Source organism: Acetobacterium malicum subsp. dehalogenans DSM 11527 (assembly GCF_000472665.1).
GTDB lineage: Bacteria > Bacillota > Clostridia > Eubacteriales > Eubacteriaceae > Acetobacterium > Acetobacterium malicum.
Genome location: NZ_AXAC01000003.1, coordinates 228,345 through 253,641 on the forward strand (window position 1 = coordinate 228,345; position 25,297 = coordinate 253,641).

The window sequence follows — 25,297 nt, forward strand, 5'->3', positions numbered from 1 at the left end:
CCTGCATTCCTGAACGTACGGAATGCTTTTTTTCGATGTAGAATGTCTGACTGTTACTGGTTGGCAATCTGCTCCAGCATTTTACCGAGCCGTTTATTGAGTTTGGCAATTGGCAGCCCAACAATATTATTGTAGTCCCCTTTAATTCCCTTGACCCAGAGGCCGGCCTCTTCCTGGATACCATAGGCCCCGGCTTTGTCCATGGCCTTGCCGGAAGCCACATAATCCGCTACCTCCCGCTGCATCTGATAATCCCATTGATAAAAACGTATCGAGGATGTTGTGACAAACCGCTCTTCCCATTCCCGATAGCGAATGCTGACCCCGGTTAGCACCTGGTGGGTATTTCCCGCCAGCTGCTTAATCATGTTGTAGGCGGCCATTTCATCGGCTGGTTTTCCCAGGATTTGCTGATCAAGTACCACAATCGTATCCGCTCCCACTACCAGAGCGCGGGGATTAATTTTTTGAACAACTCGAGCTTTTCGCGCCGCCAGCTCGCCCACCAGTTTTTTTACCGTATCCTGAAAATCCCCGTCACTGTTTGCCAAAATCTCCGCTTCAATCCGTTTTTCATCGATTTCTGCTGCCTGGATGATAAAATCTTTAATACCATGGCTATTTACCACCAGCTTAAACAGCTCCCGGCGGCGGGGAGACTGGCTGGCAAGAATTATCTTAGGTTGCATGGAGTACCTCCGGTTTTAAAAAATAATAGCCCTATTGTATCATTTTCTCGAAACAAACAAAAGATCTACACAATAAAAATTGCACCGCAGATTGAGTCATTTGCTAACGGTTTTTTGAGCGAATTTAATTATTTTTGTATCCATTGATTGATAACCCCGTTTTTCTGCAGTTAGTCACAAAGCAAAACCACCTGGCCATGAACGAGGCTTCATGAACGGGTGGTCTATTTTGCCGTTTCTGCGCTACCGGAATCAGTTCTGAGATGATATCATGATAACCGTTAACTGGTTTTTAAATATTCTTCAAAGGTCAGGTTATTTTTATCGATTTCCGCGGCCACATCCTTGCCCACATAGCGTAGGTGCCAGGGTTCGTAGGCATATCCGGTGATGGCTGTTTTATCCTCGGGATAGCGTATTATAAAGCCATACAAATGAGCATTATTCTTAATAAACTCACCTTCTGCGGTTTGACCAAAGCTTTCCAGTAGATCAAAATTGACCGATTCAGCTGTGACATCCATGGCCAATCCGGTCTGATGCTCGCTTTGACCGGGTTTTGCGCTAACCAGATCGGCCTCCTTCTGACCATAGCTTTTAACGTTCTCTGCATAGAGCTCCTCCTGGGTTTGATAGGAGCGATAGCCGGAACAGCAATACAACGAAAGGTTTTTTAACTCAGCGGCAGCAAAGAGATCTTCCAGTGCCGTGGCAGCTTCTTTTCGCAATTGCGTTTCCCTGACTCCCGGGAGATCAACCCAGACCAGATCTGATGGCTGATAATTTTCATCCAGGCTGGTGGTTTTATTGACTAAAACCAGTAAATCAGTGGGATTGGTGATGGCCTGACTGGCTGTTATATCGGTGCGGTTTCCCTGTGACGAATCAGCGTTAGCTGTATTGATGGTATTGCTGGCGGTTTGCACTGGCGCATTACTTGATGAAATAGCGCTCCAGATCATATAGATGGAAAACCCCACCAGAAGGATCACGACAATCAGCAGTCCCACCATCAGGTAAAATCTCTTTTTATTTTGAACATGCATGGCTTTCTCCTCTCCTCGTTTACGATCACGGACTGTAGTTATAACCCCGGGTATTAATGGATATCATATTGTCTCCCAGGGGCTCGCAATTTATATTGAGGGTGCTGGGAATCGAGTATCCGCTGATATTGAAAACAGAAAGGGTACCGATGGTGCCATTAGGATTAGCCCCGACGATCTGATAGTTTCCAGTGGATGAATATGAACTGCCATTACCGTAGTTATAGGAATACGTTACGTAACCATTGCTGAAGTAGTATTGATAGAAATACGACCCGGAACGTGATGTCCATGACCCGGAAATATTATTTTCCAGCAGCGATTCACTGCTGGCCGAAATGATGTATTTTCCCTCAATGGTTTTACTGGGATAGCCATTTGCCCCTACTTCAATAGCCTTAATCGTCTTTTCTCCTGGTGCCAATTCGATGACAGCGGTGTATTCTGGGGATGCCGTGGTCGGCTGAGAACCATCGGTGGTAAAGTAAATCTTATCAGCTGGATCGCCCTTGATAATATCCACTGCCTGGGTTCCCTGATAAGAACCAGGATTCAAATTAAAAGAAGGCGCTTTAACCATAAACTCACCCTTGCGCTTCATATAGCCCTCATCTCCGGTATCCTTGGCGGCCCGATCCATCAGCGCAAAGAGCGCTTCTTCGCTGACCTTGGCATTTACCTCCGAATCAATATAAGCATTATAGACCTGTTTCATTTTTTCCAGATCAGTGACCCGTTTTAATGTATCTTCAAAATAGGTTCTGGCATTCCCAAAGTCTCCCAGACCAGCATAAGCCTTAGCCTTACCAAAAATCGCATCGGCATTGTCAGAATCCAGGGTGCCCACTTCTTCAAAAGCTTTCATCGCTTCATCAAATTTGGCTTCGGTCAACAGTGTCTCTCCATTTTGCAAATCAGCACTGATTTCGGTGCTGCGTTGGTAGTTTAAATAGCCCGCTACCCCGCCGCCAACCAACAAAAACCCCAGAATAATTGAGCTAGCAATAATGACCGGTTTTTTATGCTTGAATGGTTTATGTTGTTTAAAAACCAGAGACTCAGTATTCTCGATGACATAGGGTTCAGTCATCACTTCCACCAGCGCTTCGGTTTTTTCTTCCATTAAAGCTTCGGTTTGTTCCAGCATCAAGGCTTCGGTCTCTTCGTTGATCAGCGCTTCGGTCTCCTCCACAATTAAGGCTTCGGTTTTTTCTTCGTCGTCGATGACCTCATCCCCTGCGATTATCACTTCATCCGCTGCGACCTGAGCTTCCGTTTTTTCGTCCAGTTCGTCATTAACCGGATCGGCTGCCTCGGTTTCATCCGCGACCAGTGCTTCTGTTTGCTTTGATTCGCTAATATCCTGTTCCGCATCCTGAATCTCGTTGCGATCATGTTCTGTTGTCTCGGCCAGGGCTTCGGTTTTTTCTTCCTCCGACTGCGCGATCAGAGTTTCCTCCACTATTTTGTTTTCAGCGGTCGCCAAAGCGTCGTTATTCCCTGCAATTGGCGCCTCTGTTTTTCCATTTGTTGCCCGTTTTGTTCTTCGTGATTTTGATTTCATAAATACCCCTTTCAAATGTTCGTCTATAATCAAGTGCGTTAATAACGCGTCCAACACCTGTTGATTTTAACCTTTAAGGAATTTCCACATAAAATTGGTTGACACCAAAACTCACACTGTCACCATTTTTTATGACATAATTATCATTCGGTTTCAACTGTTTTTTGTTCAATAAGATGCCATTGGTGGAACCAAGATCAGAAATATGATAGCAACCGTCATGGCAGCTGACCAGACAATGGGAGCGGCTGATTCCGGTTGCCCGCAACACAAAATCAACATTATCAGGGCCTCTACCAATGGTAAAAGGGATTTTCGACACCGGTATTTCAATCCAGTCCCCTTCAACCTTAACTGGGTGAAACACCGGTAATTTTCCGACTCCATTCTGACTCACCCCGGTTACTGGTGCTTCCTGACTTCTATGCGTTTGATCTTTAACCCGTGGCACTTTTGCTTCAGTAACTGACGCTGGAGTTGATCCATAAGAAACCGGTTTTTTTACACCCTCTGTCATGACTTCCTGAACCATATTTTTAAGCACTGCTTCTTCTACCGGCATTCGCTGGGCCAGTTCAATGATTTTTTTCAATCGGCTGAGGGCCTTCTGATCAAGATTATTCTCACTTAAAAACTGGCGCAAGGTTGATTTGAAATGATTCATCTCCCGCAGCCCATCGTCCTTTTTTAAAACCCGGCTCGAATCGCTTGCCTCAGACCCACTGTGATTTTTGAAACTCCGATTGCCCTGAATTCGCTTCATTTGCTTTTCCGTTTTAATTTCCACTTTTTCCTGACTGTCCAGGAACGCTTCTTCTGGTTTGTCCTGGGGCTGAGTATTGACAGACAAAACCTCCAAAGCCACTTCAGAAAGTTCCAGGCAATCACCGGCGACGATCTGATACTTTCTTGACGGTTCAATTTTCACGCCATTGAGTATGATCCCGGCACTGGAGTTCAAATCCTCCAAATACCAACTGCCAGCGGTTTGGCTTAACTGGCCATGATTTCGACTGACGGTTTTATTGTTGATATAAAAATCGCTGGAGTTAGGATCCCGCCCCAGAATATAGGGGCTCACGTTTAATTCATAAATCTTGCCCTCAAACATCAGCACCAAATCACTTTTTACGTTGTCCCTTTTTTTTTCATTCATAACTTCCTCCATAACCTTCTCTTCTCTATTAATAAGCTGAGATCAACCCAATTAGAAAAAGGGTTGCCAGTATTAAAAACATATGGCTGAATTGGACCTGACGATCTTCAAATTCTGCATTCCTGACCAAATTTTGATGGGCTAGATCACCACGAAGCGCTTCGAAACTCCTGTAACGCTGCTGTGGTTTGACCGCCATCGCTTTCGTCAGAATCTCCGTGATTTCCGGCGGAGCTGTTTCACCCAATTTTTTTTCCATAATCGCATAACTTTCCTGAGGACTGGTTTTCATATTCTCCGGTTTTTTGCCTGTGGCAACATAATACATGGTGACCCCAAAGCCATAAATATCGGTCTGTACCGTCCCCACTTTTTTGGTAAACCGCTCCGGCGCGGTAAAGGATAGGGTTCCAAAAACCTTTTTGTCGGCCTGATCAATCTGTTCTTTTTTTCGGGCCAGACCAAAATCAATAATTTTTATCTCACAATCATCAGTCAACATCATATTATCCGGCTTGATATCCCGATGAATCAGCCCTTGCTGATGTAAATAATCCAGGGTTTCCGCCATACTCTCCATCCAGATCTGCAGATACTCTTCCCTGATCTGCCCACACTTTCGAATCACCAGACTTAGGGGCTCGCCCCGGATATATTCCTGAACCATATAGACATAGTCCCGATCCTCGGTGACCGCCATAATTTTAGGAATTCCCGGATGATCCAGGCTTTTCATGACATCCGCCTCACGCATGAAATCCAACTTGTTCTCGATATAGGCTTCTTTATCCAGTACTTTCAAGGCAAAATCAGCGATTTCCACGCTATTGCTTTGGACATGAAATACACAGCCCATTCCGCCATTACCCAGCATTTTTATTATCTGGTATTGCTGGTCAAATACGCTTCTGATTCTTTCTTCAATTCTTGCAACCTTTTCTTTTTTCATCGCCCCCGCTGACCAATCCTCTTATTTCTCTGTAACCACTCCAAAGCCACTGAATTTAATCCGTTCCCCCCAGCATCATATTTGCAGACGTTTTCTTTTATTTTTTGTTACCAATTTAATAAACTTTTTCTTTGTATTTTATTAATTACTGACATTGTAGCTTTTATACCCCAATGTGACAAGATGTGGCAACTTGTGTGCCAGATTTTTTTACAAAAAACAAAAAACATACTTGATCCGGACTTCTCCGATATAAGAACACCAGCCTGCGCTTTTTCAACGTTATTTGTTCGCCACAACATCCCTTACTTCCTGATTCTTATCTTATTTTTTGTTTAAAAATGTCTGATGCGGGTATGATAGTTCTATCGCAGGAGCCAGACTCCGCCAGTTTTTCGTGTCATAAGCTTTTCTTCAGTCTTCCGGACGGATGGCAACTGTATTTTCAATAAATACCCAAATCGAACCAGAGAAAGGAACAAAGATGAAAAAAAGTTTTTTCAAATCGATCACCGGCCGTTTTTTGATTTTCCTGCTGATGCTATCAATGATTTTTTCAACCGGCGTATTTGCTGCAGTTGATTCAGACAGCAATGAATCAAGCCACGATACCATCATTGATACTCAAGCCAACGGAGATATTGGCGTCCAATATCGGGGCCATGTGCAAAATAAAGGGGATGTTCCGCTGCCGGTAGGTAACTTTGTCACCGGTCCTGGCGAACTGGGAAGCCAGGGCGAGGGGCTCCGGCTGGAAGGGCTCCGGATTGAACTCACTGGGACAGTCCCCAACGATGCCGGAATCAGCTATCAGGTCCATGTTCAGAATAAAGGCTGGATGGGAGTGGTCGAAAACGGTAATTTTGCCGGAACCACCGGAGAAGGTCTGCGGATTGAAGCCATCAAAATCAATCTGACCGGTCTTGACGGTTACGAGGTTTATTACCGCGGCCATGTTCAGAACAAAGGCAACATCCCAGTAATCGATAATGCCTGGGGCTGGGTTAAGAATGGGGCCGAGCTGGGAACAACCGCTCAAAACCTACGTCTGGAATCGATCGAGATAAAAATTGTCAAAACTGAAACCTATACCGCGCTGGGAGATTCTATCGCCTATGGAATGAGTGCCACCCCCGGTTCCGGTTATGTCAATCTTTTCTATAACGATTTGATCGGCGTCAGCGGAAATGAAGATCTGACCCTGGCAAACCTGGCCGTCCCGGGTTACACCTCCAGTCAGCTGTTAGGCCAACTTCAGAGTGACCCGGCAACCATTACTGCCCTTGGCCAGGCCAAGGTGATTACCGTCAGTATCGGCGGTAACAATATCCTCGCTCCGGTCATCGCTACCCTGGCGGCGGCTTTCCAACTCGACCCGACCGCGCCAACTTTCCCCACTGATCTAGCTGCCGCTTTAGACCAACCCGGTGCTGATGATATCATAACAGCGGCGCTGCCGACGATCCAGACCAGCGTGACAACCAGCGTTACCCAGTTTGGCACTGACTGGCCGCAGATCGTCGCCACCATCAAAACCCTGGCACCGCAGGCAGATATTGTCGTGACGACCTTATATGATCCCATCAGCAGCCAGGATCCGCTATTTGCGGTATTTGATCCCGCTATCCAGACCATCAACACTGCCATTAAGACCCCTGGTGCCGGTTATCGGGTAGCTGATGTCTACACCGCCTTTGCCACCTACCAGGGCAGTGAACCGTTGGTTAATTTCAACTGGTATACCGGCAACCTCGATCCTCATCCCACCACCGCCGGTCACGAGCTGATTTACCAGTCGCATCTGAATGCCGTGGTGATCAACTCGTATTAAAAACTGGCGCAATCAAACAATCACTTTTCTTGATCAATTATCCGTGTAGTCTGAATCTAACAAAAATGCGATAGCAGTTAAACCACTTAACTGCCATCGCATTTTTTGTTTTTACTTTTATTTTTTGTTTTTACTTTTATTTTTTGTCTGTTATTTTTATCTTTTGATCTAAAATTTTTTTAACCCAATTGCGTCATTACTGGACTTACGTCAATTTATGAATTAGCGCCTGGGCGGTTGCCTCATCCGTTATCAGAACCTTGATATATTGCTGTCGGGCGGCACTGATAAGCGGTGCTACCTTCTCACTGCCATGGGCAATGCAAATCACATTATCGATTCTTTTTAACACTGATAAGGCCATACTAGTCATGAAATAATCCTCCGGCAATTGCAGCGTCTGATGATTTTCGTACATGACATGTCCCAAAAGATTGGCATGGGGCCTGGTTAATGCCCGAGAAACATCAATTTTCTTGCTGAATAAAGAAAATTCATCGAAATAGGGATAATTGATATTGATTGGGCCGGCAATCGATAAAACGACGGTATCCAGTCTTTCATAAGCTTTCTGAAGCTCATCAAAACGTTTCAGGTCAAAAGGTGACATCATGCTTTGCTTCTGACAGATGGTAAAATTGTTGTAATGACAGCTCCCTTTAAAGTGCCGGGCAAAATTATCTAAAATGACACTGGGCTGCAAATAGGGATTATTGGTGCCCGACGATCCCACAACTGAGAAAAACTTCAACGGTTTATTCATCCGCTGGTTTGTCAGCTGGGAAGCCACATGGTAAAGTGTTTTACCCAATCCGATCCCAATGTTATGACAATCAGGCAATACCTCTTCCAGTAACCGGGCGGCAAAAAAATATAAGGCTTCCGATTGATCAGGCTGGGTCGATAACGACGGTGCCACGAAAACGTCCTGTAACGCCAGCAGTTCCCGCAGCTGATTGCCAAGGGCATCTGCGGTGCAGCTTTCCGGGGTGCTGACCCGAATTTTGACATAGCCCAGTTCGCGCGCCTGTTTAAGAATCCGTGAGATTTGTGACCGATGGATGTTCTCCTTTTCAGAAATCTCCTGCTGGCTTAAGCCATCAAGATAATAGTATTTTGCGATCCGCAGGATCAATAATTGATCATCGTTTTGTTTCATTAATACTCCCCTTATGGTTTTAAATAGCTCTGACAAACTGTTTTTGATAAAATAATATCCTCACACGTGTGATTTGTCAAGCAATCACATATGTGCGTATTCGTTCGAAGCGATTGACATATCCCATTTTTATCACCTATAATGACATAACCAGGAAGAATTTAGAAATCACATCTGTGATTTTTCATTTCTAAACCTATTTAAGGAGAACGATGCTATGTGTGTTGACAACTATCCCCCTGAGCGCTTGGATTCCCCACTGTTCACCAGCCGTTCATCAGAAATCTATTCATGGGAAGGCTCGCGGTTATTAAAACTATTTAACGCCGAAGTCGATCCCTTCCTGATCGAAAATGAAAAAATCAATACCATCGAAGCCTATCAAAAAGGAGTTACCAAGGTAAAATGCTACGGCATGATCCAGATTGAAAATCGGACCGGAATGATCATTGAATGTGTTGACGGAAAACCCTTAATCAGCCTGGCCGGGTCCCATCCGATGACGGCTTTCAGTGTTCCCCGATTGATGGTGGAACTGCAGCTGCAATTGCATCAGACCCAGACCGACATTATCCGCAGTTACAAGGAAATGGTTATCGCCAGCCTGGATTCACCGCCCCTGGCTTTTTTATCCGCGAAGGAAAAGGAAATCATCATGACCAGGCTTGCCTTTCTCCCGGATGGTAATTCGATCCTCCATCTTGATTATCACCCTGACAACATTATGTCAGATCGTCAGTCTGCCACTATTATCGACTGGATGACGGCAGCCCGGGGCGTCCCGGCCGCTGATGTGGCGGCAACCCTCTATCTGCTCAATGAAGGTGAAATGATTCCCGGTCTCAACAAGGTCGTTGCCCTGGCTCTGGAATCGATGCGAAAATATCTCTGCAAACAATATCTGAAAGAATATCAAAGGACCACCGGCATGACCGATGCCGAAATCGCCCCCTGGCGGCTGCCCTTTTTAATTGTACGGCTTGGTGTCTGGAACATTGAAAGTGAAGTGCTTATTCTCCAAAAGAAGATCAGAACGGCCCTTAATGAGTAACCGCTTCCATTTTCACTGTCATAATCAGATCCTGCGATTGATAAATCTCATAATGCACAAGGAGACAAGCCATGAGTAACGTAAAAAAAGCCTTAGTCGCTCTAAAAAACTGCATCAGCCAATTAAAATCAGCCAACATTGAACTCAACCACGCCTTTCTGGCCCTTCGACTTTCGGATAAGACCTATCTTGCCGCGGTACCGGTTATGCATTCAGACTGTTATGATCATCACCATTTTAAGGTGCTCAATTTGGCCGGATTATTAACTTGCAATAAACTGGCCCATGCAATTTTTCTGGCTAACAGTAAAACCAACGCCGTCATTCTTACTCATTCACGGTTTTGTTCACAGGCGGCCAAAAATGGGATGGCTATTCCCGCGGTGTTGGATGATATGGCTCAAATTATTGGCCTGAACATAAAAATCTGTGATATTGGCGACCAGCAGAAAATTAACCAGCTTTTAAAAAGCAGTCGGGGCTGTTTACTAAAAAGCCCTGACACTGCCAAACAGGGCGCAGTGGCCGTGGGTAAGAATCTGGGCGAAGCTTTTATTGTCACCCTGTTGATGGAAAAAGCCGCCCAGGTCTATCTACAAGCTAACCTGCTGGGGGGCGCAAAAATTCTCAGTCCCATTGAATCTCAGGTCATGCATTTGGGTTATGAGCTTGCCTATTCAAAATTGTCGGGCGCGGTTTCCCATCAGACCGCTGCTGATTTTCCGCGGCCCACTTCAGCTCATGAACTGGACTTACGTGAACAGCTTGTTGAACTGGGTCAGTCGCTGGCCCGGGAAAATCTGGTTCAGGGAACCTGGGGCAATATTTCCATCCGGCTGGACGTTCAGCACATGCTGTGCACCCCATCCGGCATCGATTATGCAACCCTCACGCCCTATGACATGGTTCGGGTTGCCATTGACACCTTAAAATACGAGGGCCGAATCAAGCCTACCGGTGAAAAAGCTCTCCATGCGGCACTCTATTTAAACCATCCGGAGGTGCACTGCGTCATCCATACCCATCCCGTCCATTGCAGTGTTTTTGCGGCCGCCCATAAAAAAATAAAACCAACCGATCCGGTCCTGCGTGAGTGCCTCGGCGGCGATGTTGCAGTGGCCCGCTACGCCTTCCCTACCTCGAAGCAATTGTCTAGAAATGTCGTCAAAGCGGTCACAGACAACCGCGCCTGTGTGATGGAGAATCATGGTATGGTCGTCTGTGGCAGTACCCCTGAAGATGCCCATGCAAAATGTTTGGCCGCTGAAAACAGTGCCCGGATCATTCTCGAACAAATTTCACAGGAACAGCCTATAACTGCTCCGAAACCAACCGTGATCAACAAAGGAGTTAAGCATATGCCTCACTTTAAAAAAATCTGCAAACAAATCAGAACCCTCTCGCCGCGGATAACCGTGACTGAAGAACGGGGCTGTATTGTCTTAAGAGGAACAGTCGATGACTGGGCAACTGTGGTAAAAGCCGGTCAACTGGCGGTTGATAAAAAAAACTATCTGGGTGTCATCAATGACATTCGCCTCAAGGGTTTCGTTCAGCAGCGACAGACTCCCACGATCCAGGATCATAACCTAAATGGTGAAACACCGGATGTCCTGATCATCGGCGGCGGCATTGTTGGCTGTGCCATTGCCCGGGAGCTGTCCCGCTACAATCTGGACATTTTGCTGGTGGAGAAAAAATCGGATGTCGCCCTCGGAGCCACCGGTGCTAATGGCGGCGTGGTTCATGTCGGTGTCAATTTTTCCAAAAAATCCCAAAAATACCGGTATAATCTCCGGGGCAACCGAATCTACGAAGCGCTGTCCAAGCAACTATCAGTGCCATTTGAACAACAGGGTCAGGTCATGCTTTGCGTCAAAAAATGGGAGCGCCTGCTCGTCTGGATTCTCAAACTCAAAGCCCGATCGATGGGGATTCCCGGGGTAAAATATTTAAAGCGGGAATCCCTGCTGCAACATGAACCTCATCTGCCCGGTTTTGTGGTGGGGGGGATGTACATGCCCACCGGCGGGATCACCAATCCGTTTGAGATGGCCATTGCGCTGGCGGAAAATGCCATTCAAAATAAAGCCCGGATCAGTCTGAGTACCATCGTTACCGGCATGGAAACCAGGGACGGTCACATCACCCAGGTTGCTACCAACCGCGGCCGCCTTTATCCAAAGCTGGTGATCAATGCTGCCGGTGTTTATGCCGACGAAATTGCGGAGCTGGGCGGTGACCGCACCTTTACCATCCATCCCCGCCGGGGCACCGACATAATAACTGATAAAAATGCCGGTTATATGGTGCGCTCCAGTATGGGTATTTCACCTTTTGCCATCCTGCCCCAGCAACTGTCGACCCTACCCAAAAATCCCCTTAAACGGATGATTAACGGTTTTGCCGGCACCAGCCACACCAAAGGAGTCGGCCTGATCCACTCGATTCATGGCAATATGCTGATTGGTCCCAATGCCATTGAAACACCAGACCGGGAAGATACCGCTACTCATTATGACGAGGTCAACGGTATTTTGGCGATGCAGCAGCAAATCGCAACGGAACTCAAACCCAGTGATGTGATCGCCTATTTTACCGGCGTCCGGGCGGCCACTTATGAAGAAGATTTTGTGGTTCGCAAAGGCATCTTTACCGACAATATTATTCATGCCGGGGGGATTCAATCGCCCGGCGTCACCGCTGCTCCGGCCATTGCCGCAGAAATTGCCGAGTGGTCGGTCCAAATGCTCAGCCATACCATGAACGTCGCCGCAAACCCGGATTTTGATCCGGTCCGCAAGCCTCGGCCCCGACTCAATAGCCTGGATGATTCACAACGAAATGCCTTGATTCGCGTAAACCCGGACTATGGTATCATCGTCTGCCGCTGCGAAGAAATCAGCAAGGGTGAGATCATCGATGCCCTCAATGCCAGTCTGACCGTCCCGACGCTGGACGGCATCAAACGACGGTTGCGGCCTGGCATGGGTCGCTGTCAGGGCGGATTCTGTGCCCCACTGGTTGCTGGCATCATTGCCGAACATTTCAAGATCCCCCTATCAGCGGTTAAAAAAAGTAGTGAAAATTCAGTGATCCTTTATCGGCAAACGAAAGGAGTGACCCTATGAAACAGACTGATGTGATTGTCATCGGCGGCGGTCCGGCCGGTCTTGCCGCCGCTTTGGCCGCCCAACGCGGCGGCGCCCGAACCCTGTTGATTGAACGGGAGCCGCGACTTGGCGGCATTCTAAAACAGTGCATTCATGACGGCTTCGGTCTGGTGCGTTTTTCTGAACAATTAACCGGGCCGGAGTATGCGGAGCGGGATATCAACGCCTTTAAGCAAGCCGGCATTGAAGCCCTGACGACCACCTTTGTAACCCGCATCAAAAAGACCGCCACAGGCTTTATCCTCACGGCGGTCAATCAAACGGGAGTCTTGACGATAACGGCCAAGGCGCTGGTGCTGGCCACTGGTTGCCGGGAACGCACGGCCCGACAGGTCTTCATTCACGGTACCCGGCCCGCCGGGATTTTTACCGCCGGGACGGCCCAGCATTACATAAATCTTTTAGGTCAGATGCCGACTAAAAAATGTGTGATCCTCGGCAGTGGCGACATCGGGTTAATCATGGCCCGGCGTTTGACCTTAGAAGGTGCCACCGTATTGGGGGTTTACGAAGCCAAAGCAACCCCCTCGGGGCTGACCCGCAACCTTTATCAATGCCTTCATGATTTTGATATCCCCCTGCATCTTTCCCAAACAGTCACTCGGGTTTACGGCGAAGAACGACTGACCGCTGTTGAAGTCTGTGCGGTGGATGAAGCCATGCAGCCGATTTCCGGAACCAGTCAAAAAATCGACTGTGATGCCCTGATTCTTTCGGTCGGTCTGATTCCTGAAAATGAATTGGCCATCAGCCTAGGGGTTGAGCTGGATCCCAAAACAAAGGGTCCCATTTGCAATGCGACCCTAATGACCTCAGTTGACGGCGTCTTTTCCTGCGGTAACGCCCTTCACGTCAACGATCTGGTGGATTATGTTTCGGAAAGCGGCCAACTGGCCGGAACAGCTGCAGCCGACTTTAGCCACAAACAACGGGTCGAAATTGCTCTGACGACTGATCCAAACTTTGCCTACCTGGTGCCGCAACGGTTGGATTTAAACGACACTGGCACGAAAACCATTGTTTATTTCCGCAGTCAACAGGTGCTAAAAAACTGTGACCTCATCGTCATGGTGAATGAGCGGGAAGTCTTACGCAAACACTATTCGCATTTACGTCCGCCGGAAATGGAACGACTGGAAGTAGACTTTGCCCATTTAAACCTCACAGCAGACTCAATCCTATCGTTCAAAATGGAGGTCCACTAGATGAAAGCGTTAATCTGTATCCTCTGCCCCAACGGCTGTGCCTTATCCGTATCCGATGATCAATCAGAGATTGCGGTCACAGGTCAAAAATGTAAGCGCGGCTTAGAATTTGCCATTGCCGAAACAACCAACCCGACCCGGACCCTCTGCACCACGGTAAAGACGATTTTTCCTGAAATGCCGGTGCTGCCAGTGCGCAGCGCCACCGCCATTCCCAAAGACCGGATTTTTGATGTGATGACTGCGATCAACCAGGTGGTGGTAACCGAAGCCCTTGGTTGCGGTACGCCGGTGATCACCGATGTCCTGGGGCTTGGCATTGATATCATCGCAACGGCCTCCATGATAACCACTCAATAAAATAACCGCTACACCGTTTATCAAATTTAAAGCCAGAAACCTTTCCCATTTATGAATGTTCGAAAGGTTCCTGGCTTTTTTATCGCTTAATTACCTCAATGTTACTGAAATTTTAGATATCAATTGTCATCGCTTTTTTAAGAATCAGACAACTAAAAATGATTATCGCAGTGACCCCACTGCTAAACCCTGGACTACAATCTCATAAACTGCTTAATCAAAAACCGGGTTGGCTTGTAATAAAAGCCTTCCATGGTTTTGGCAACTGTTACCAACTCGTCGCGGATTTTGATATTCTGAGGGCAATGGCTTTCACATTTACCGCATTTTGAACAAAGGGACGCATTGCTGGTCTGGCTCTTGACACTGGTTTGCATGATATACTTGCTCAAAGCCGCCGTTTTCCCTTCAATCTCGCGATCATTATAGGTTGAAAAACAGGTAGGAATATCAACACCCCTGGGACAGGGCATGCAATAATTACAGCCGGTACAAGGAATTTTAATCTTTTCGCTTAATATTTGCGTGACTCGCTTAAACAACTCAAAGTCAGCCGCGGTAAAGGCATTGGCTTCGGCCTGGGAAGCAACGCGAATGTTTTCTTCCACCATCGCCTGGGAATTCATGCCCGATAACACCACCGTGACTTCCGGGTGGTTCCAGATCCACCGGAAGGCCCACTCCGCCGGCGACCGTTTCACATCAGCCTGATCCCAGACCTGATAGACTTCCTTGGGCAGATTGGTGACCAGTTTCCCGCCTCTTAAGGGTTCCATGATCATTACTGGCAGCCCTTTGGCGGCGGCATATTCCAGCCCCTCTTTACCGGCTTGTTTGTTTTCGTCAAGGAAATTATACTGGATCATACAGAATTCCCAATCAAAGATGTCCACCAGCTTTTTAAATTCATCCCGGCCACCGTGGTAGGAAAAGCCAATATTGATTATCTGGCCGGCCAGTTTCTTTTCTTCGATCCATTTTAGGATACCTAAATTGAGGAGCCGAGTCCAGATATTGACATCTGTCAGCATATGCAGGAAATAATAGTCAATATGGTCGGTTTGCAACCGTTCCAGTTCGGCATTAAAAATCTTATCCAGGTCTTCATATTTCTTAACCAGGTATGGCGGCATCTTGGTGGCAATTTTCACCCGATCACGATAACCCTTTGCCAGCACGCGACCTAAGATCACTTCGCTCTTGGGATAAATATAGGCGGTATCAAAATAATTGACGCCATTTTCAATAGCATAGATGATCTGTTTCTCAACCTCGTTTTCGTCTTTGGCAAAGCGCATGCAGCCAAACCCCAGGGCTGATAGCTTGTCCCCATTTTTGGGATTGATCCGATAATTCATATTCGTAGCTCCTTCGTAAATTTATTCATGATGGCCACTGATCGGTTTGCTTTTTCAGCACGGCAAATTTTGTTTGATCGCCTTCGCTTCGAAACGACAAACCCATCAATGTGACTGATTAGTCATTCATTTGCAAAAAAAATTAGTTTTTTATGCTGTCCCATAGAAAATTAAACGATGTTTCCAAAAAAACCGCATCTGCCGCCAGACTGGGATTATCAATAAAATAATAGGTATTCGCATTGAGGATACCCATCAACAGATTGCTCATATAATCAAGATTGACCTTTTTTATAATTTCCTGCTCAATCCCTTCCGCAATTAACTCCATAATATTATTGAACTTGCTTAATCCTTCCTTCCGGGTGGTTTCACCGATACAGGAAGCATTGCAGAACTGCTGAAAAAACAGGAACTCCTCAGTATGATCAAGACTCCAGCCGATATAATTAATATAAATCCGTTTCAGTTTGCTCTTAAAGGTGGTCTCCTGCTCGAGTCCCAGGGATAAGCGCCGAGTCAGGGATTCTTTGCAGGTCAAATAAAGCACATTGATCAGTTCTTCCTTATTTTTAAAATAGTTGAACAATGTCCCGGTGGCCACCCCGGCCTCTTTAGTAATCCGCGCCGTCGGTGTATTGTCAAAGCCGTATTGATTAAAAAGTTCTAAGGCTGCTTTTAATATCCTGTCTCGCTTATCCACTTGTACCTCCTGATCCTCGTCTCTTTATATCCTAATATCATTGATTCGTAGTCTTTAGTATAAATCAAATTGACTAATCAGTCAACTGTATTTTTTTAATACCCGCCAGACCTGACTAATATCCTGTTGGATTTATTATTCCTCCGTGTCATCAAGAGTGGCACTTTCGATGTAGTTGATATGGCGTCGTAATTTTCTCGATTGTTCGATTGAAATCTCCCCAGATTCATACATCCGTTGAATTTCCTGACGTTCGCTGTCCATCGCTTTGATCCGCAATTCTTCTTTCAGCTCTTCATCTTCTTCTTTAAACTCTGAACGGTCCATAGAGAGACGGCGAATCATTCCCTGGTAACCCATGATCACCGCTTCGATCATATCGGTATCAGCCTTGCTGTTCTCAGTTTTCTGCTGTTCCTGCTTTAGACTGGCAATGGCTGCTTCAAAGGCTTTTACCTGAAGGTCTTTGAGATCAGCCATTTTTGCCATCAGCTTTTCAGGATCCTGTTTGTATTTTCGTTTTAACTGATGCCAGATCCTCAGTGTTTTGCCTAAAAAATATTTCACACTGAACCGGACATCATTAGACAGCGCTTCCTCCCGACGGTCCAGGGCGGCTTCAAATTTCTCATAAACTGTTTGATCAATCTGGTTTGTTTCCAATGCCCCCCCAAGATATCCGGCCTCGGCCCTAAGCCCCTTAAGCTTCAGTTCGTTGAGTTTATTCAGATACCCCTCTGTTTCCGGCGAATTCAGTTCGTTTTGAATCCGCTTGACCATCCGTTTGTATTCGCCAATCAGTTCATAAGCGGCCAGCTCGTTTTCAGGATTGATTTCCTGTCTGATCCGGTTGATGGTAGCGAGGAAGATCTTGATCATCGCGGCATTAAAATCCAACTGATTAGTAGCGCGGGCCTTTTCTTTGTCAGTTTTACAAAGCAACGGCAAAAACAGGGTGGCGGCCAACAAAGTAACCAGAATCACCCCCGTGGCAATAAAAAGAATCAGTGATCGCTGAGGAAATTCCGCGCCACTGGCCAGTAGCGTCGGAACTGATAAGACGGCTACCATCGTCACCGCCCCCCGGACCCCGGTCAGGCTGATCAGCAGACTCGTTTTTACACTGGGTGCCTCGGCACCCTTACTTTTAACAATAAAATAGCGATTCACCGTGGACAGATAGGAATAAACAAACCGGATTCCAAAAATGCCCAGCCAGATCACCAGTACCCCGGCAATGGCCAGCCAGTTGTTGATATCCTCATTGGCCACCGCAGCACCCATGGATATGGGTATATTCAGTCCCAATAAGATAAACACCACCCCATTGAGCACAAACAACAGCACCGACCAGACATTCTCCGAAATCACCTTTTCTTTGGCCAGCATCGTCGAGGTGTGTTCCGTGATAGCAGCGTGGGCAATCCCGGCCACCACCACCGCAATAACGCCGGAGGCATGGAACAATTCTTCAGTGGCAATGTAGATGATAAAGGGGGTTAAAATCTGCAACAGGCTATGAAAGGTGGCATCTCGAATGCCCTTTTTCCTGAGAATAAAACCAATCCAGTCAATCAACAGGCCCAGGGTCAAACCAAGAACAGCACCAACGATAAACATATAAGAAAAATTCAGAGCTGCGTCGCGTAATGAAAAATAACCGGTGACCACCGCCGCAATGGCATAGTTAAAGGCCACCAGACCAGAGGCATCATTGATCAGCGATTCTCCCCTAACCAGGGTCAGCACCTTGGGAGGGATTTGAACCCGTTTGGCAATCCCATTGACCGCCACCGGGTCGGTGGGCGATAGTACCGCCGCCAGAGCAAAGGCTGCCGCCAACGGCATATAGGGCATCAGCCAATGGATGAAAAAGCCCCCCAGAACAGTAGTCAATAGCACCAGGATGATGGCGTTACCAAAAATCGGTTCCCGCATTTTCCAGAGATTCTCTCGAGAAAAATGGCGGCCATCATCATACAAAAGCGGAGCGACAAAAAGAATTAAAAACCATTCGGTTTCCAGTTCAATGGCTTGACTTTTCATGATAAAGGCAATCCCGAACCCCAACCCGATCTGAATCAGGGCGGTGGGAATAAAGGGGACAAAATGACTAATCACATCTGAAATCAGTAAGCAAAGCAGAAGCATTAAGATAATAAGCAGTAAATTCAAACCAATCTCCTTCAGGCCTTTTTTTATTATCTTACCGCATTATCATTTTTTTCTCAAGAAAATCCTGCCCTTTCTGTAAAACCAACCGGAGCGCATGGGATTCTTCGTAGTGGGTATTTTTTCATCCATTTCTTTGTATATAAATTCATTCTGTGCTATAATACATTGAATTTAATTTAGGAGGAAAAGAATGAGTACTGATAACATTCAAATACTGATCGCCATGATCATTTACATCGCGGCGATACTCGGTATCGGCGTCTATTTTTTAAAGATCGCCAACGAGAACAGTGACAATTATTTTATCGGCGGCCGTTCCCTGGGACCCTGGGTTGCGGCAATGAGTGCAGAAGCATCCGACATGAGCGGTTGGCTTTTAATGGGGTTACCTGGTGTGGCCTACTGGTGTGGCTGGAGCGATGCCTTCTGGACCGCTTTGGGTCTGGCCCTGGGAACCTATCTCAACTGGAAGATTACCGCCAGACGACTGCGGAACTATTCCGCTATTGCCGGTGATGCCATCACCATTCCTGAGTATTTCAGTAATCGCTTTAAAGAAAACCGAAAAGTCATCATGCTGATTGCATCGGTGTTTATTCTGGTTTTCTTTACGGTTTACGCGGCCAGCTGTTTTGTTACCGTCGGTAAACTGTTTAATTCACTGTTTGGTATTCAATACCAGGTTGTCATGATCGCCGGTGCTTTTTTTGTTATTTTATATACCTTATTAGGCGGCTTCCTGGCTGAAAGTGTTTCGGACTTTATGCAGGGAGTCATCATGATCCTGGCATTGGCGTTAGTGCTCGTGATGGGTGTTACCGCTGCTGGTGGATTTAATGAAATCATGGTCAATATCCAGAGTATTCCCGGTTTCTTTGATTTCTTCGGCATTGCCAACCCCACCGTGGTCGATGGAACGCAACAGGTATTAGCTGGTAATCCGGTCTTTGGCCCAGCCCTGCCCTACACCTTCCTGACAATCATCTCGACGATGTCCTGGGGTCTTGGCTATTTTGGTGTGCCCCAGGTATTACTGCGGTTTATCGCCATCCGTGATGCTGCTGAAATTCCCAAGGCGCGACGGATTGCCACCACCTGGTGTGTCATTTCGCTGTTTGCTGCCGTTATTATCGGTCTGATCGGTCGGGTTTTATTCCCCACCGAACTGCTGACCCCCAGCGGAGCAGAAAGTATTTTCATCGTTATGTCCACCAATCTGCTGCCACCATTGATCGCCGGATTCGTAATGGCCGGTATTTTGGCAGCCACCATGAGTTCTTCGGATTCCTACCTGCTGATTGCGGCGTCGGCTTTTTCGAAAAACATTTACGAGGGTATCCTCAAAAAAGATGCCACCGATAAAGAAATCATGCGAGTTTCCCATATCACCCTGATTGCCGTTTCAATCATCGGTATTCTGCTGGCCCTGGATGAAACCAGCGTGATCTTTAATATCGTCTCCTTTGCCTGGGCCGGTTTTGGTGCTACCTTCGGACCGCTGATGCTCTTCTCGCTGTTCTGGAAACGAACCAACCGCGAAGGGGCTATTGCCGGAATGCTTGCTGGCGGTGGGATGGTCTTTATCTGGCGGCTGTTGATCAAACCATTGGGCGGCGTCTTTGGCATTTACGAACTACTACCCGCCTTCCTGGTATCCTGCCTCTTTATTGTAGTGGTTTCCCTGATGACCAAAGAACCCTCTCAGGAAATTCAGGATGAATTTGAACAGGCTAAGGCCGCTTCACTTTAATCTATTTCAATTGAACAAGTTAAAAAAACAAAGCCAGCTGAAAAGGTGGCTTTTGTTTTGCGCTCTGTTTTGTCACAAAATAATTTTTCGCGACAAAACAGAGCTGGATTTTTTTATCCAATGATTTAAGCAGGTTCACTGTTTTAAAAATCTGACTTCTGTTCAATCTCAGTGACACAGGTAGTTTTGATGGTTTCGACCAGAAACTGCAGGGCATCAATCACATGGGGCCGGATGTCGCCGCCGATGAGGACAAACATAATATCATCGCCCAGCTCCAGCTGGCCTTCGTTGAGCCAGACCCGGGCATGGAAGATCCCGGCCATTTTTTTTGTTTCGGCAATGGCGGCCTCAACCTTGGCAGCATCGTAAAAGAATTCCATGCCGGTGACCAGCGAACCGTCATCGACGCCCTGGCGCACCTTGGCTTTGGGGGTTTGGCGGACGGTGCCGTTATGAACCAGATACATTCCCTCCTGTAAGGCCTCAGGATCACGCTTGGCTTCTCTCAACCAGGCGTCAATCGATGGTGACGTCTTTTTTTTATTTTTATTAGTCATTTTCTGCTACTCCTTAATTTTTGTTTTTGCATCGGTGGGTCCCCGAACACGCAGCGATGAAATCATCCCGCAACCCAGCATTCCCGATTATCTACTTTACCATATCCAGTCAGAATCGCCAAGGATTTGTTGCCAATGCCAATCCACCCGTACTGATTTGCTTTTACAAATCGGATTTGGTATCATATAATTGATAAAAGTAAAATTACCAAAATCTATTAAAAGGCGGATATAAGCATGACCATGGCACTATATATACAATCACAGATACCATCACATTCACACATCACCGACACCAAGTTGAAAGCCCGGAGGTTGCCCCATGGATAATCAGGAACAAAAACACCAGCGCCGGCCCCGCTATAAAGGTACGCACCCGAAGGCCTATAAAGATAAGTACAAGGAACTACAGCCTGAAAAATATGCTGATACAGTCGAAAAAGTAATGCAAAAGGGCAGTACCCCAGCTGGGATGCACCGCTCCATCTGTGTCGACGAAATCCTTGAATTTCTGGCGATTAAACCGGGGCAAACCGGATTGGATGCTACCCTGGGTTTTGGCGGCCACACCCAGGCAATGCTCAAATGCCTGGAGGGCCAGGGTCACCTTTATGCCACCGATGTCGATGCCATCGAACTGCCCCGGACCCAAAAACGGCTGGAAGACAATGGTTACGGCCCGGAAATTTTAACCATCCGTCATCTAAACTTTTCCCAAATTGATGAAATTGTCCGGGAATCCGGTCCGCTGGATTTTGTACTGGCTGATTTGGGGGTATCTTCAATGCAGATTGATAATCCCGAACGGGGGTTTTCCTTTAAGTTTGAAGGACCGTTGGACCTGCGGCTGAATCCCGAGAAAGGCATTTCGGCAGCCGAGCGATTAAAAACCATTTCTGAGGATGAGCTGGAAGGCATGTTCATTGAAAACGCCGATGAACCCAATGCGGCTCCCATCGCCAGGGCTATAATTGCCCAACGTAATAAGGGGATTGAAATTGCTACCACCACCCAACTCCAGGAAATTATCAACGCCGCCCTGAAAAAAATCCCCGGCAGCAACAGTAAGGAAGCCATGAAAAAAACCTGTCAACGCTGCTTTCAGGCTTTGCGGATTGATGTCAATGATGAATACGAAGTCTTGTATGAATTTCTGGAAAAACTGCCGGATGTGCTGGCTCCCGGTGGCCGGGTGGCGATATTGTCCTTTCATTCTGGTGAAGACCGACTGGTTAAAAAGTCTTTTCAGCGCTGCTTTCGAGAAGGCATCTACCGCGAGGTAGCACCCGGTCCGCTCCGGCCTTCGGCCGCTGAATGCAACGCCAACGGCCGGGCCCGGTCCGCCAAATTACGTTGGGCCATCAAAGCCTGACGATCCAATGTTGCTGATTGAATCTATCATTATTTTGTAAATTTAAAAAGAACCTGAAAATCAGATTCTTTGAGGTTACCGATAAACTACCGTACCGACCAATTGTTAATCTGTTGTTCGCCGCGGAATCGGACAGGCTCTGCCGTGTCCGCTCCGATGCGTACAACATGATGTAACAATTGTCGGTACTGGGTTATCTTTTTTAACAGTCTGAGAGCCTAAAATTCAGGTTCTTTTTTGTTTAAGTGGATTTAATTTCTGTTTCAAAATGTTCTGGCTTTAGTGAATGATATAAGCAATATTACCGGACTCTGCCCAGGCGGCGGTAAACTGATCCAGCCGATAGCGGACTCGGACCCCACCATTGCTGGCCGCGGCCGGATCATTGATGATGATATACTCGGTACCATTTTCGCTGGTAAAGCCACACACTACAATCAGATGACCGTAGGTTGAGCGGATTGGAGCGCCATCGACAACCGGTAAATCAGCACTGACTCCGGCGCTGTTTTTATAGGCTACTGCCACTGCCACCGGATGGCCTCCGGCTATTTCCCGCTTCAAACCCTCGATGGTTGAATAATCAACATAGGCCAGACGACCATAACTGGCGGCATAGGCGGTATTAAAAGGCCAGTTACCAAACTCCTCAGCGCCATAATCATAGGCACCCCAGGCGGCTGTTTCCGGTTGGACAGCGGTGCCATAATAATTGAGCATCATGGCCACGCTGGTGGGACTGCAAATGGAATCGGCAATTGACGGCTCCCGGACCATCTGAGATAACTGGGGCACATTAAGAACCGCTAAATTTGACAAATCAGGATTATCGCTAAAGACCTTGTTAATCCCCTGGCCGGGGTTGGCATTTCTCAGCGCCACTGCGATTAATTGCACTGTCGGTGTTACGCCGGTGGCACCAGAATGGAGAATTACCCGATACTGGATTTTATTGGCAGTTTGGCCATTCTTGACCACCAGGGTATCAACCTCCATTTTGGCCAGCGGGCTATCGGTTACGCCGATCCCGGAGGACCGGTTAATGGTGGTTCCCCACTGTCCAAAAGAAAGCCAGTCGGACCAGTTTTCGGTGGACTGACCGTTGGCATCCACGGCATTTTCGCAGACCCGGGCTTCGACCTGAACCAGGGTTCCGGCCGGGGTATCGGTATCCCAGGATAACACTGCTTTGGTAAAGGGGCTGGTATTAAAGACATTGGAGGTATAAACTCCCGACTGGTGACCAGCCTGTAGTTTAATTGCCCCGTCGCCGGAATTGGCCGCAATCTCAACCCGATCCAGGCCCATGACATTGTCATTAAAATCGCTGGTGGTAGTCTGAATCATCAGATTTCCCGGCACCGATTTCCGTTCGACAAAGGGAACCTGCTGGTCTACGGTTCCCGCTGGCGGATTGCCGCCTTTGGGCACGATCACGATATGGATCCCTTCCAGCCGGTAGGAATAGCCGGCGGTTCCTGAACTTTCGCCATTTTTCGCCCAGCCCAGCCAACCCATATTCTGGGCGTGGACCTGGTAGTAGACATCAAAGTCTCCGGCATCAGCGCCGGTTAAATTGATTTGGATAGCTTCCAGCCGGTAACTCAGCCCTTCGGTGCCGCTCATGTCACCGTTGCTTTTCCAGCCCCGCTCAGTCTCGGCTTCCCAACCAATATTCTGGATATGAGTTTGATAGGTGATGCCCAGATCATAATCCGGAGCATCCAGTTTGACCTCGACGCCCTCCAGCCGCAGGCTTCTGCCGGCGGTTCCGCTCATGGTGCCGTCTGTCACAAAATCCTGCCAGCCATCATTTTGTACATGGGTGCGATAACTGACACTAGGCACACCAGTCGCCATCATCGCCCCGGGGAGTGCCCCGGCCAACAAGCATAAGCCCAGTAATACGATCAAACTCTTCAAAAATTTTTTCTTCACTGATTTATCCTCTTTCCTGTTTTATGATACACCGTTCTGGTTGTAATTTATCTTTTGCTGATTGGCTAATCATATAACTTTTGATAAGATCAGTCAACTATCGTTTGCCGACTGCATATACCTGAGACCCCAGGATAATTCCCAAATCCAATGACAGTTACCGAAAGCAGCCGATTATCGGTCTAGATCCTTTAAGCCATCCAGATCCAGGATCTTAAAGGAATTCTGGTAGTAGTCCAACAACCCTTCGTCCTTCATCCGGCCCAGTTCGCGGCTCATGGCGGTTCGGGAGACATTAAGATATTCGGCTAATTCGTTGCGATTGAGGACAATATCAAAACTGCGGTTATGGTTTTTCTGGAATTCGTGGATCAGATAGGTAGCCAGTTTTTCCCGCATCCCTTTTAACATCAGCAATTCGATTTTAGAATTCATCCGGAAGTTTTTTTCACCCAAAATCATCATCATATTCTGAATCAATTGAAAGTGAAAATTACAAGCATTGCCGCAGGTTCTGATAATCCGTTCAAAAGGAATAAATAAGATCTGCGCCGCTTCTTTGACCCGGACACTCACCGGAGCGATTCGGGCTTTGGTGCAGACTATCCCTTCCCCAAAAATATTGGCCGGTCCCAAAACATCCATGATCAGTCTGGTGCCAGCTAGATTTTCTTTGATAATTTCAACGGTGCCAGAGAGCACGATCCCCACAAAACTGATTTGGCTGCCAGCCAGAAAGACATAATCATCACTGCTGAATTTCCGGATATTCCCATTGATACAAGTCATCAAGACTTTATATTCAGCAACTTTGATATTATCAAACAACGGACTTTTTTCAAGCACCCCATAAAATTTCTCCATCAAACGCCCCTCTTTCTTCTCTGTTAAATACGCTGCCCCAAACATTACCAATTTTTTCCTATTATATGACAGCCGCTTTGTTCCGTAAAGGTTGAAAATATCGAGTAGCTAGAAATCCGGGTAATTAGTCCGGATTTCTTTGCTCTCACAGAACCGTGCTTACGTTTGCCGTACACGGCTCCTGAAATCTCTCACCGAATTAATAATAATTCGACAGTAACCCAACTTTATATTGACATAAATCGATGAGTCCCAGATCTTCAAAGTACTGGTTTGGGAGTAACATATGGATGATATGGACATTTGAATTCTTCCATTTCGTCACGGCCATCTTTTCACCACTACCTTTGATTCCCTGTTTTCTCATTGCCTTATGCATGGCTTTATATGTTTT

At 47.0% G+C, this 25,297-nt stretch carries 19 protein-coding genes and 1 pseudogene; 7 read left to right on the forward strand and 13 right to left on the reverse strand.

All coding sequences use genetic code 11. The annotated features are described in order from the left end of the window. Nucleotides 1–53: 53 nt before the first annotated feature. From A3KS_RS0101075 to A3KS_RS0101095, 5 genes are all read right to left on the reverse strand, one after another. The gene (locus A3KS_RS0101075; RefSeq protein ID WP_026393311.1) at nt 54–689 is read right to left on the reverse strand and encodes a Maf family protein; all 636 of its coding nucleotides are present in this window, start codon (nt 687–689) and stop codon (nt 54–56) included. Nucleotides 690–970: 281 nt separating this feature from the next. After that, nucleotides 971–1,735: a M15 family metallopeptidase gene (locus A3KS_RS0101080; protein ID WP_051355574.1), complete on the reverse strand. Its 765-nt coding sequence runs from the start codon at nt 1,733–1,735 to the stop codon at nt 971–973. Nucleotides 1,736–1,760: 25 nt separating this feature from the next. Then, on the reverse strand, nt 1,761–3,299 hold the full coding sequence (locus A3KS_RS0101085) for a chitobiase/beta-hexosaminidase C-terminal domain-containing protein (protein WP_026393313.1): 1,539 nt from the start codon (nt 3,297–3,299) through the stop codon (nt 1,761–1,763). 73 nt (nt 3,300–3,372) lie between these two features. Beyond that, nucleotides 3,373–4,455: an FHA domain-containing protein gene (locus A3KS_RS22195; RefSeq protein WP_026393314.1), complete on the reverse strand. Its 1,083-nt coding sequence runs from the start codon at nt 4,453–4,455 to the stop codon at nt 3,373–3,375. A gap of 28 nt (nt 4,456–4,483) precedes the next feature. After that, complete coding sequence (locus tag A3KS_RS0101095; RefSeq protein ID WP_026393315.1) at nt 4,484–5,404, reverse strand: serine/threonine protein kinase; 921 nt, start codon at nt 5,402–5,404, stop codon at nt 4,484–4,486. A gap of 484 nt (nt 5,405–5,888) precedes the next feature. On the opposite strand from A3KS_RS0101095, the gene A3KS_RS22200 reads away from it, so the two are divergent. Next, on the forward strand, nt 5,889–7,235 hold the full coding sequence (locus tag A3KS_RS22200) for a GDSL-type esterase/lipase family protein (RefSeq protein WP_026393317.1): 1,347 nt from the start codon (nt 5,889–5,891) through the stop codon (nt 7,233–7,235). Between the two features lie 205 nt (nt 7,236–7,440). On the opposite strand, the gene A3KS_RS0101110 is transcribed toward A3KS_RS22200, so the two are convergent. Further along, the gene (locus tag A3KS_RS0101110) at nt 7,441–8,394 is read right to left on the reverse strand and encodes a sugar-binding transcriptional regulator (RefSeq protein ID WP_026393318.1); all 954 of its coding nucleotides are present in this window, start codon (nt 8,392–8,394) and stop codon (nt 7,441–7,443) included. A 217-nt stretch (nt 8,395–8,611) separates the two neighbouring features. Here A3KS_RS0101110 and A3KS_RS0101115 point away from each other — a divergent pair, with 217 nt between their 5' ends. The 4 genes from A3KS_RS0101115 (at nt 8,612) to A3KS_RS0101130 (ending at nt 14,183) form a co-directional block, all read left to right on the forward strand. Next, a complete protein-coding gene (locus tag A3KS_RS0101115; protein WP_035354767.1) occupies nt 8,612–9,445 on the forward strand; it encodes an aminoglycoside phosphotransferase family protein in 834 nt (277 codons plus the stop codon). A gap of 71 nt (nt 9,446–9,516) precedes the next feature. Next, a complete protein-coding gene (locus tag A3KS_RS22205) occupies nt 9,517–12,576 on the forward strand; it encodes an FAD-dependent oxidoreductase (RefSeq protein ID WP_051355575.1) in 3,060 nt (1,019 codons plus the stop codon). Beyond that, nucleotides 12,573–13,823: an NAD(P)/FAD-dependent oxidoreductase gene (locus tag A3KS_RS0101125; protein ID WP_026393321.1), complete on the forward strand. Its 1,251-nt coding sequence runs from the start codon at nt 12,573–12,575 to the stop codon at nt 13,821–13,823. Before A3KS_RS22205 ends, A3KS_RS0101125 begins: the two co-directional genes overlap by 4 nt. Continuing rightward, nucleotides 13,824–14,183: a DUF1667 domain-containing protein gene (locus A3KS_RS0101130; RefSeq protein WP_026393322.1), complete on the forward strand. Its 360-nt coding sequence runs from the start codon at nt 13,824–13,826 to the stop codon at nt 14,181–14,183. Nucleotides 14,184–14,377: 194 nt separating this feature from the next. Here the strand turns inward: A3KS_RS0101130 and A3KS_RS0101135 are convergent, their stop codons facing one another. The 3 genes from A3KS_RS0101135 to A3KS_RS0101145 form a co-directional block, all read right to left on the reverse strand. Continuing rightward, nucleotides 14,378–15,541: an aldo/keto reductase gene (locus A3KS_RS0101135; RefSeq protein WP_026393323.1), complete on the reverse strand. Its 1,164-nt coding sequence runs from the start codon at nt 15,539–15,541 to the stop codon at nt 14,378–14,380. Nucleotides 15,542–15,683: 142 nt separating this feature from the next. Further along, nucleotides 15,684–16,244: a TetR/AcrR family transcriptional regulator gene (locus tag A3KS_RS0101140; RefSeq protein WP_026393324.1), complete on the reverse strand. Its 561-nt coding sequence runs from the start codon at nt 16,242–16,244 to the stop codon at nt 15,684–15,686. A gap of 135 nt (nt 16,245–16,379) precedes the next feature. Then, a complete protein-coding gene (locus A3KS_RS0101145; protein ID WP_026393325.1) occupies nt 16,380–18,419 on the reverse strand; it encodes a Na+/H+ antiporter in 2,040 nt (679 codons plus the stop codon). Between the two features lie 190 nt (nt 18,420–18,609). Between A3KS_RS0101145 and putP the strand changes: the two genes are divergently transcribed. Further along, a complete protein-coding gene (gene putP, locus A3KS_RS0101150; RefSeq protein WP_026393326.1) occupies nt 18,610–20,169 on the forward strand; it encodes a sodium/proline symporter PutP in 1,560 nt (519 codons plus the stop codon). Between the two features lie 143 nt (nt 20,170–20,312). On the opposite strand, the gene A3KS_RS0101155 is transcribed toward putP, so the two are convergent. After that, entirely contained in the window at nt 20,313–20,729 is a 417-nt protein-coding gene (locus A3KS_RS0101155) for a molybdenum cofactor biosynthesis protein MoaE (RefSeq protein ID WP_026393327.1), read from the reverse strand. A gap of 322 nt (nt 20,730–21,051) precedes the next feature. Between A3KS_RS0101155 and rsmH the strand changes: the two genes are divergently transcribed. After that, nucleotides 21,052–22,101, forward strand: a complete 1,050-nt coding sequence (gene rsmH, locus A3KS_RS0101160) for a 16S rRNA (cytosine(1402)-N(4))-methyltransferase RsmH (RefSeq protein WP_026393328.1) — start codon at nt 21,052–21,054, stop codon at nt 22,099–22,101. 279 nt (nt 22,102–22,380) lie between these two features. On the opposite strand, the gene A3KS_RS22210 is transcribed toward rsmH, so the two are convergent. From A3KS_RS22210 to A3KS_RS0101175, 3 genes and pseudogenes are all read right to left on the reverse strand, one after another. Next, nucleotides 22,381–24,039: a C39 family peptidase gene (locus tag A3KS_RS22210; RefSeq protein WP_051355576.1), complete on the reverse strand. Its 1,659-nt coding sequence runs from the start codon at nt 24,037–24,039 to the stop codon at nt 22,381–22,383. Between the two features lie 174 nt (nt 24,040–24,213). Further along, entirely contained in the window at nt 24,214–24,903 is a 690-nt protein-coding gene (locus A3KS_RS0101170; RefSeq protein WP_035354770.1) for a Crp/Fnr family transcriptional regulator, read from the reverse strand. A gap of 199 nt (nt 24,904–25,102) precedes the next feature. Next, nucleotides 25,103–25,297 (reverse strand): annotated as a pseudogene (locus A3KS_RS0101175) (group II intron reverse transcriptase/maturase); the annotation flags it as partial.

Coding starts and splice junctions, on each gene's coding strand:
- A3KS_RS0101085 (WP_026393313.1), bottom strand. CDS start 3,299: ATGAAATCAAAATCACGAAGAACAAAACGGGCAACAAATGGAAAAACA.
- A3KS_RS0101095 (WP_026393315.1), bottom strand. CDS start 5,404: ATGAAAAAAGAAAAGGTTGCAAGAATTGAAGAAAGAATCAGAAGCGTA.
- A3KS_RS0101075 (WP_026393311.1), bottom strand. CDS start 689: ATGCAACCTAAGATAATTCTTGCCAGCCAGTCTCCCCGCCGCCGGGAG.
- A3KS_RS22205 (WP_051355575.1), top strand. CDS start 9,517: ATGAGTAACGTAAAAAAAGCCTTAGTCGCTCTAAAAAACTGCATCAGC.
- A3KS_RS0101125 (WP_026393321.1), top strand. CDS start 12,573: ATGAAACAGACTGATGTGATTGTCATCGGCGGCGGTCCGGCCGGTCTT.
- A3KS_RS22200 (WP_026393317.1), top strand. CDS start 5,889: ATGAAAAAAAGTTTTTTCAAATCGATCACCGGCCGTTTTTTGATTTTC.
- putP (WP_026393326.1), top strand. CDS start 18,610: ATGAGTACTGATAACATTCAAATACTGATCGCCATGATCATTTACATC.
- A3KS_RS0101130 (WP_026393322.1), top strand. CDS start 13,824: ATGAAAGCGTTAATCTGTATCCTCTGCCCCAACGGCTGTGCCTTATCC.
- A3KS_RS0101080 (WP_051355574.1), bottom strand. CDS start 1,735: ATGCATGTTCAAAATAAAAAGAGATTTTACCTGATGGTGGGACTGCTG.
- rsmH (WP_026393328.1), top strand. CDS start 21,052: ATGGATAATCAGGAACAAAAACACCAGCGCCGGCCCCGCTATAAAGGT.
- A3KS_RS0101155 (WP_026393327.1), bottom strand. CDS start 20,729: ATGACTAATAAAAATAAAAAAAAGACGTCACCATCGATTGACGCCTGG.
- A3KS_RS0101135 (WP_026393323.1), bottom strand. CDS start 15,541: ATGAATTATCGGATCAATCCCAAAAATGGGGACAAGCTATCAGCCCTG.
- A3KS_RS22195 (WP_026393314.1), bottom strand. CDS start 4,455: ATGAATGAAAAAAAAAGGGACAACGTAAAAAGTGATTTGGTGCTGATG.
- A3KS_RS0101110 (WP_026393318.1), bottom strand. CDS start 8,394: ATGAAACAAAACGATGATCAATTATTGATCCTGCGGATCGCAAAATAC.
- A3KS_RS0101115 (WP_035354767.1), top strand. CDS start 8,612: ATGTGTGTTGACAACTATCCCCCTGAGCGCTTGGATTCCCCACTGTTC.
- A3KS_RS0101170 (WP_035354770.1), bottom strand. CDS start 24,903: ATGGAGAAATTTTATGGGGTGCTTGAAAAAAGTCCGTTGTTTGATAAT.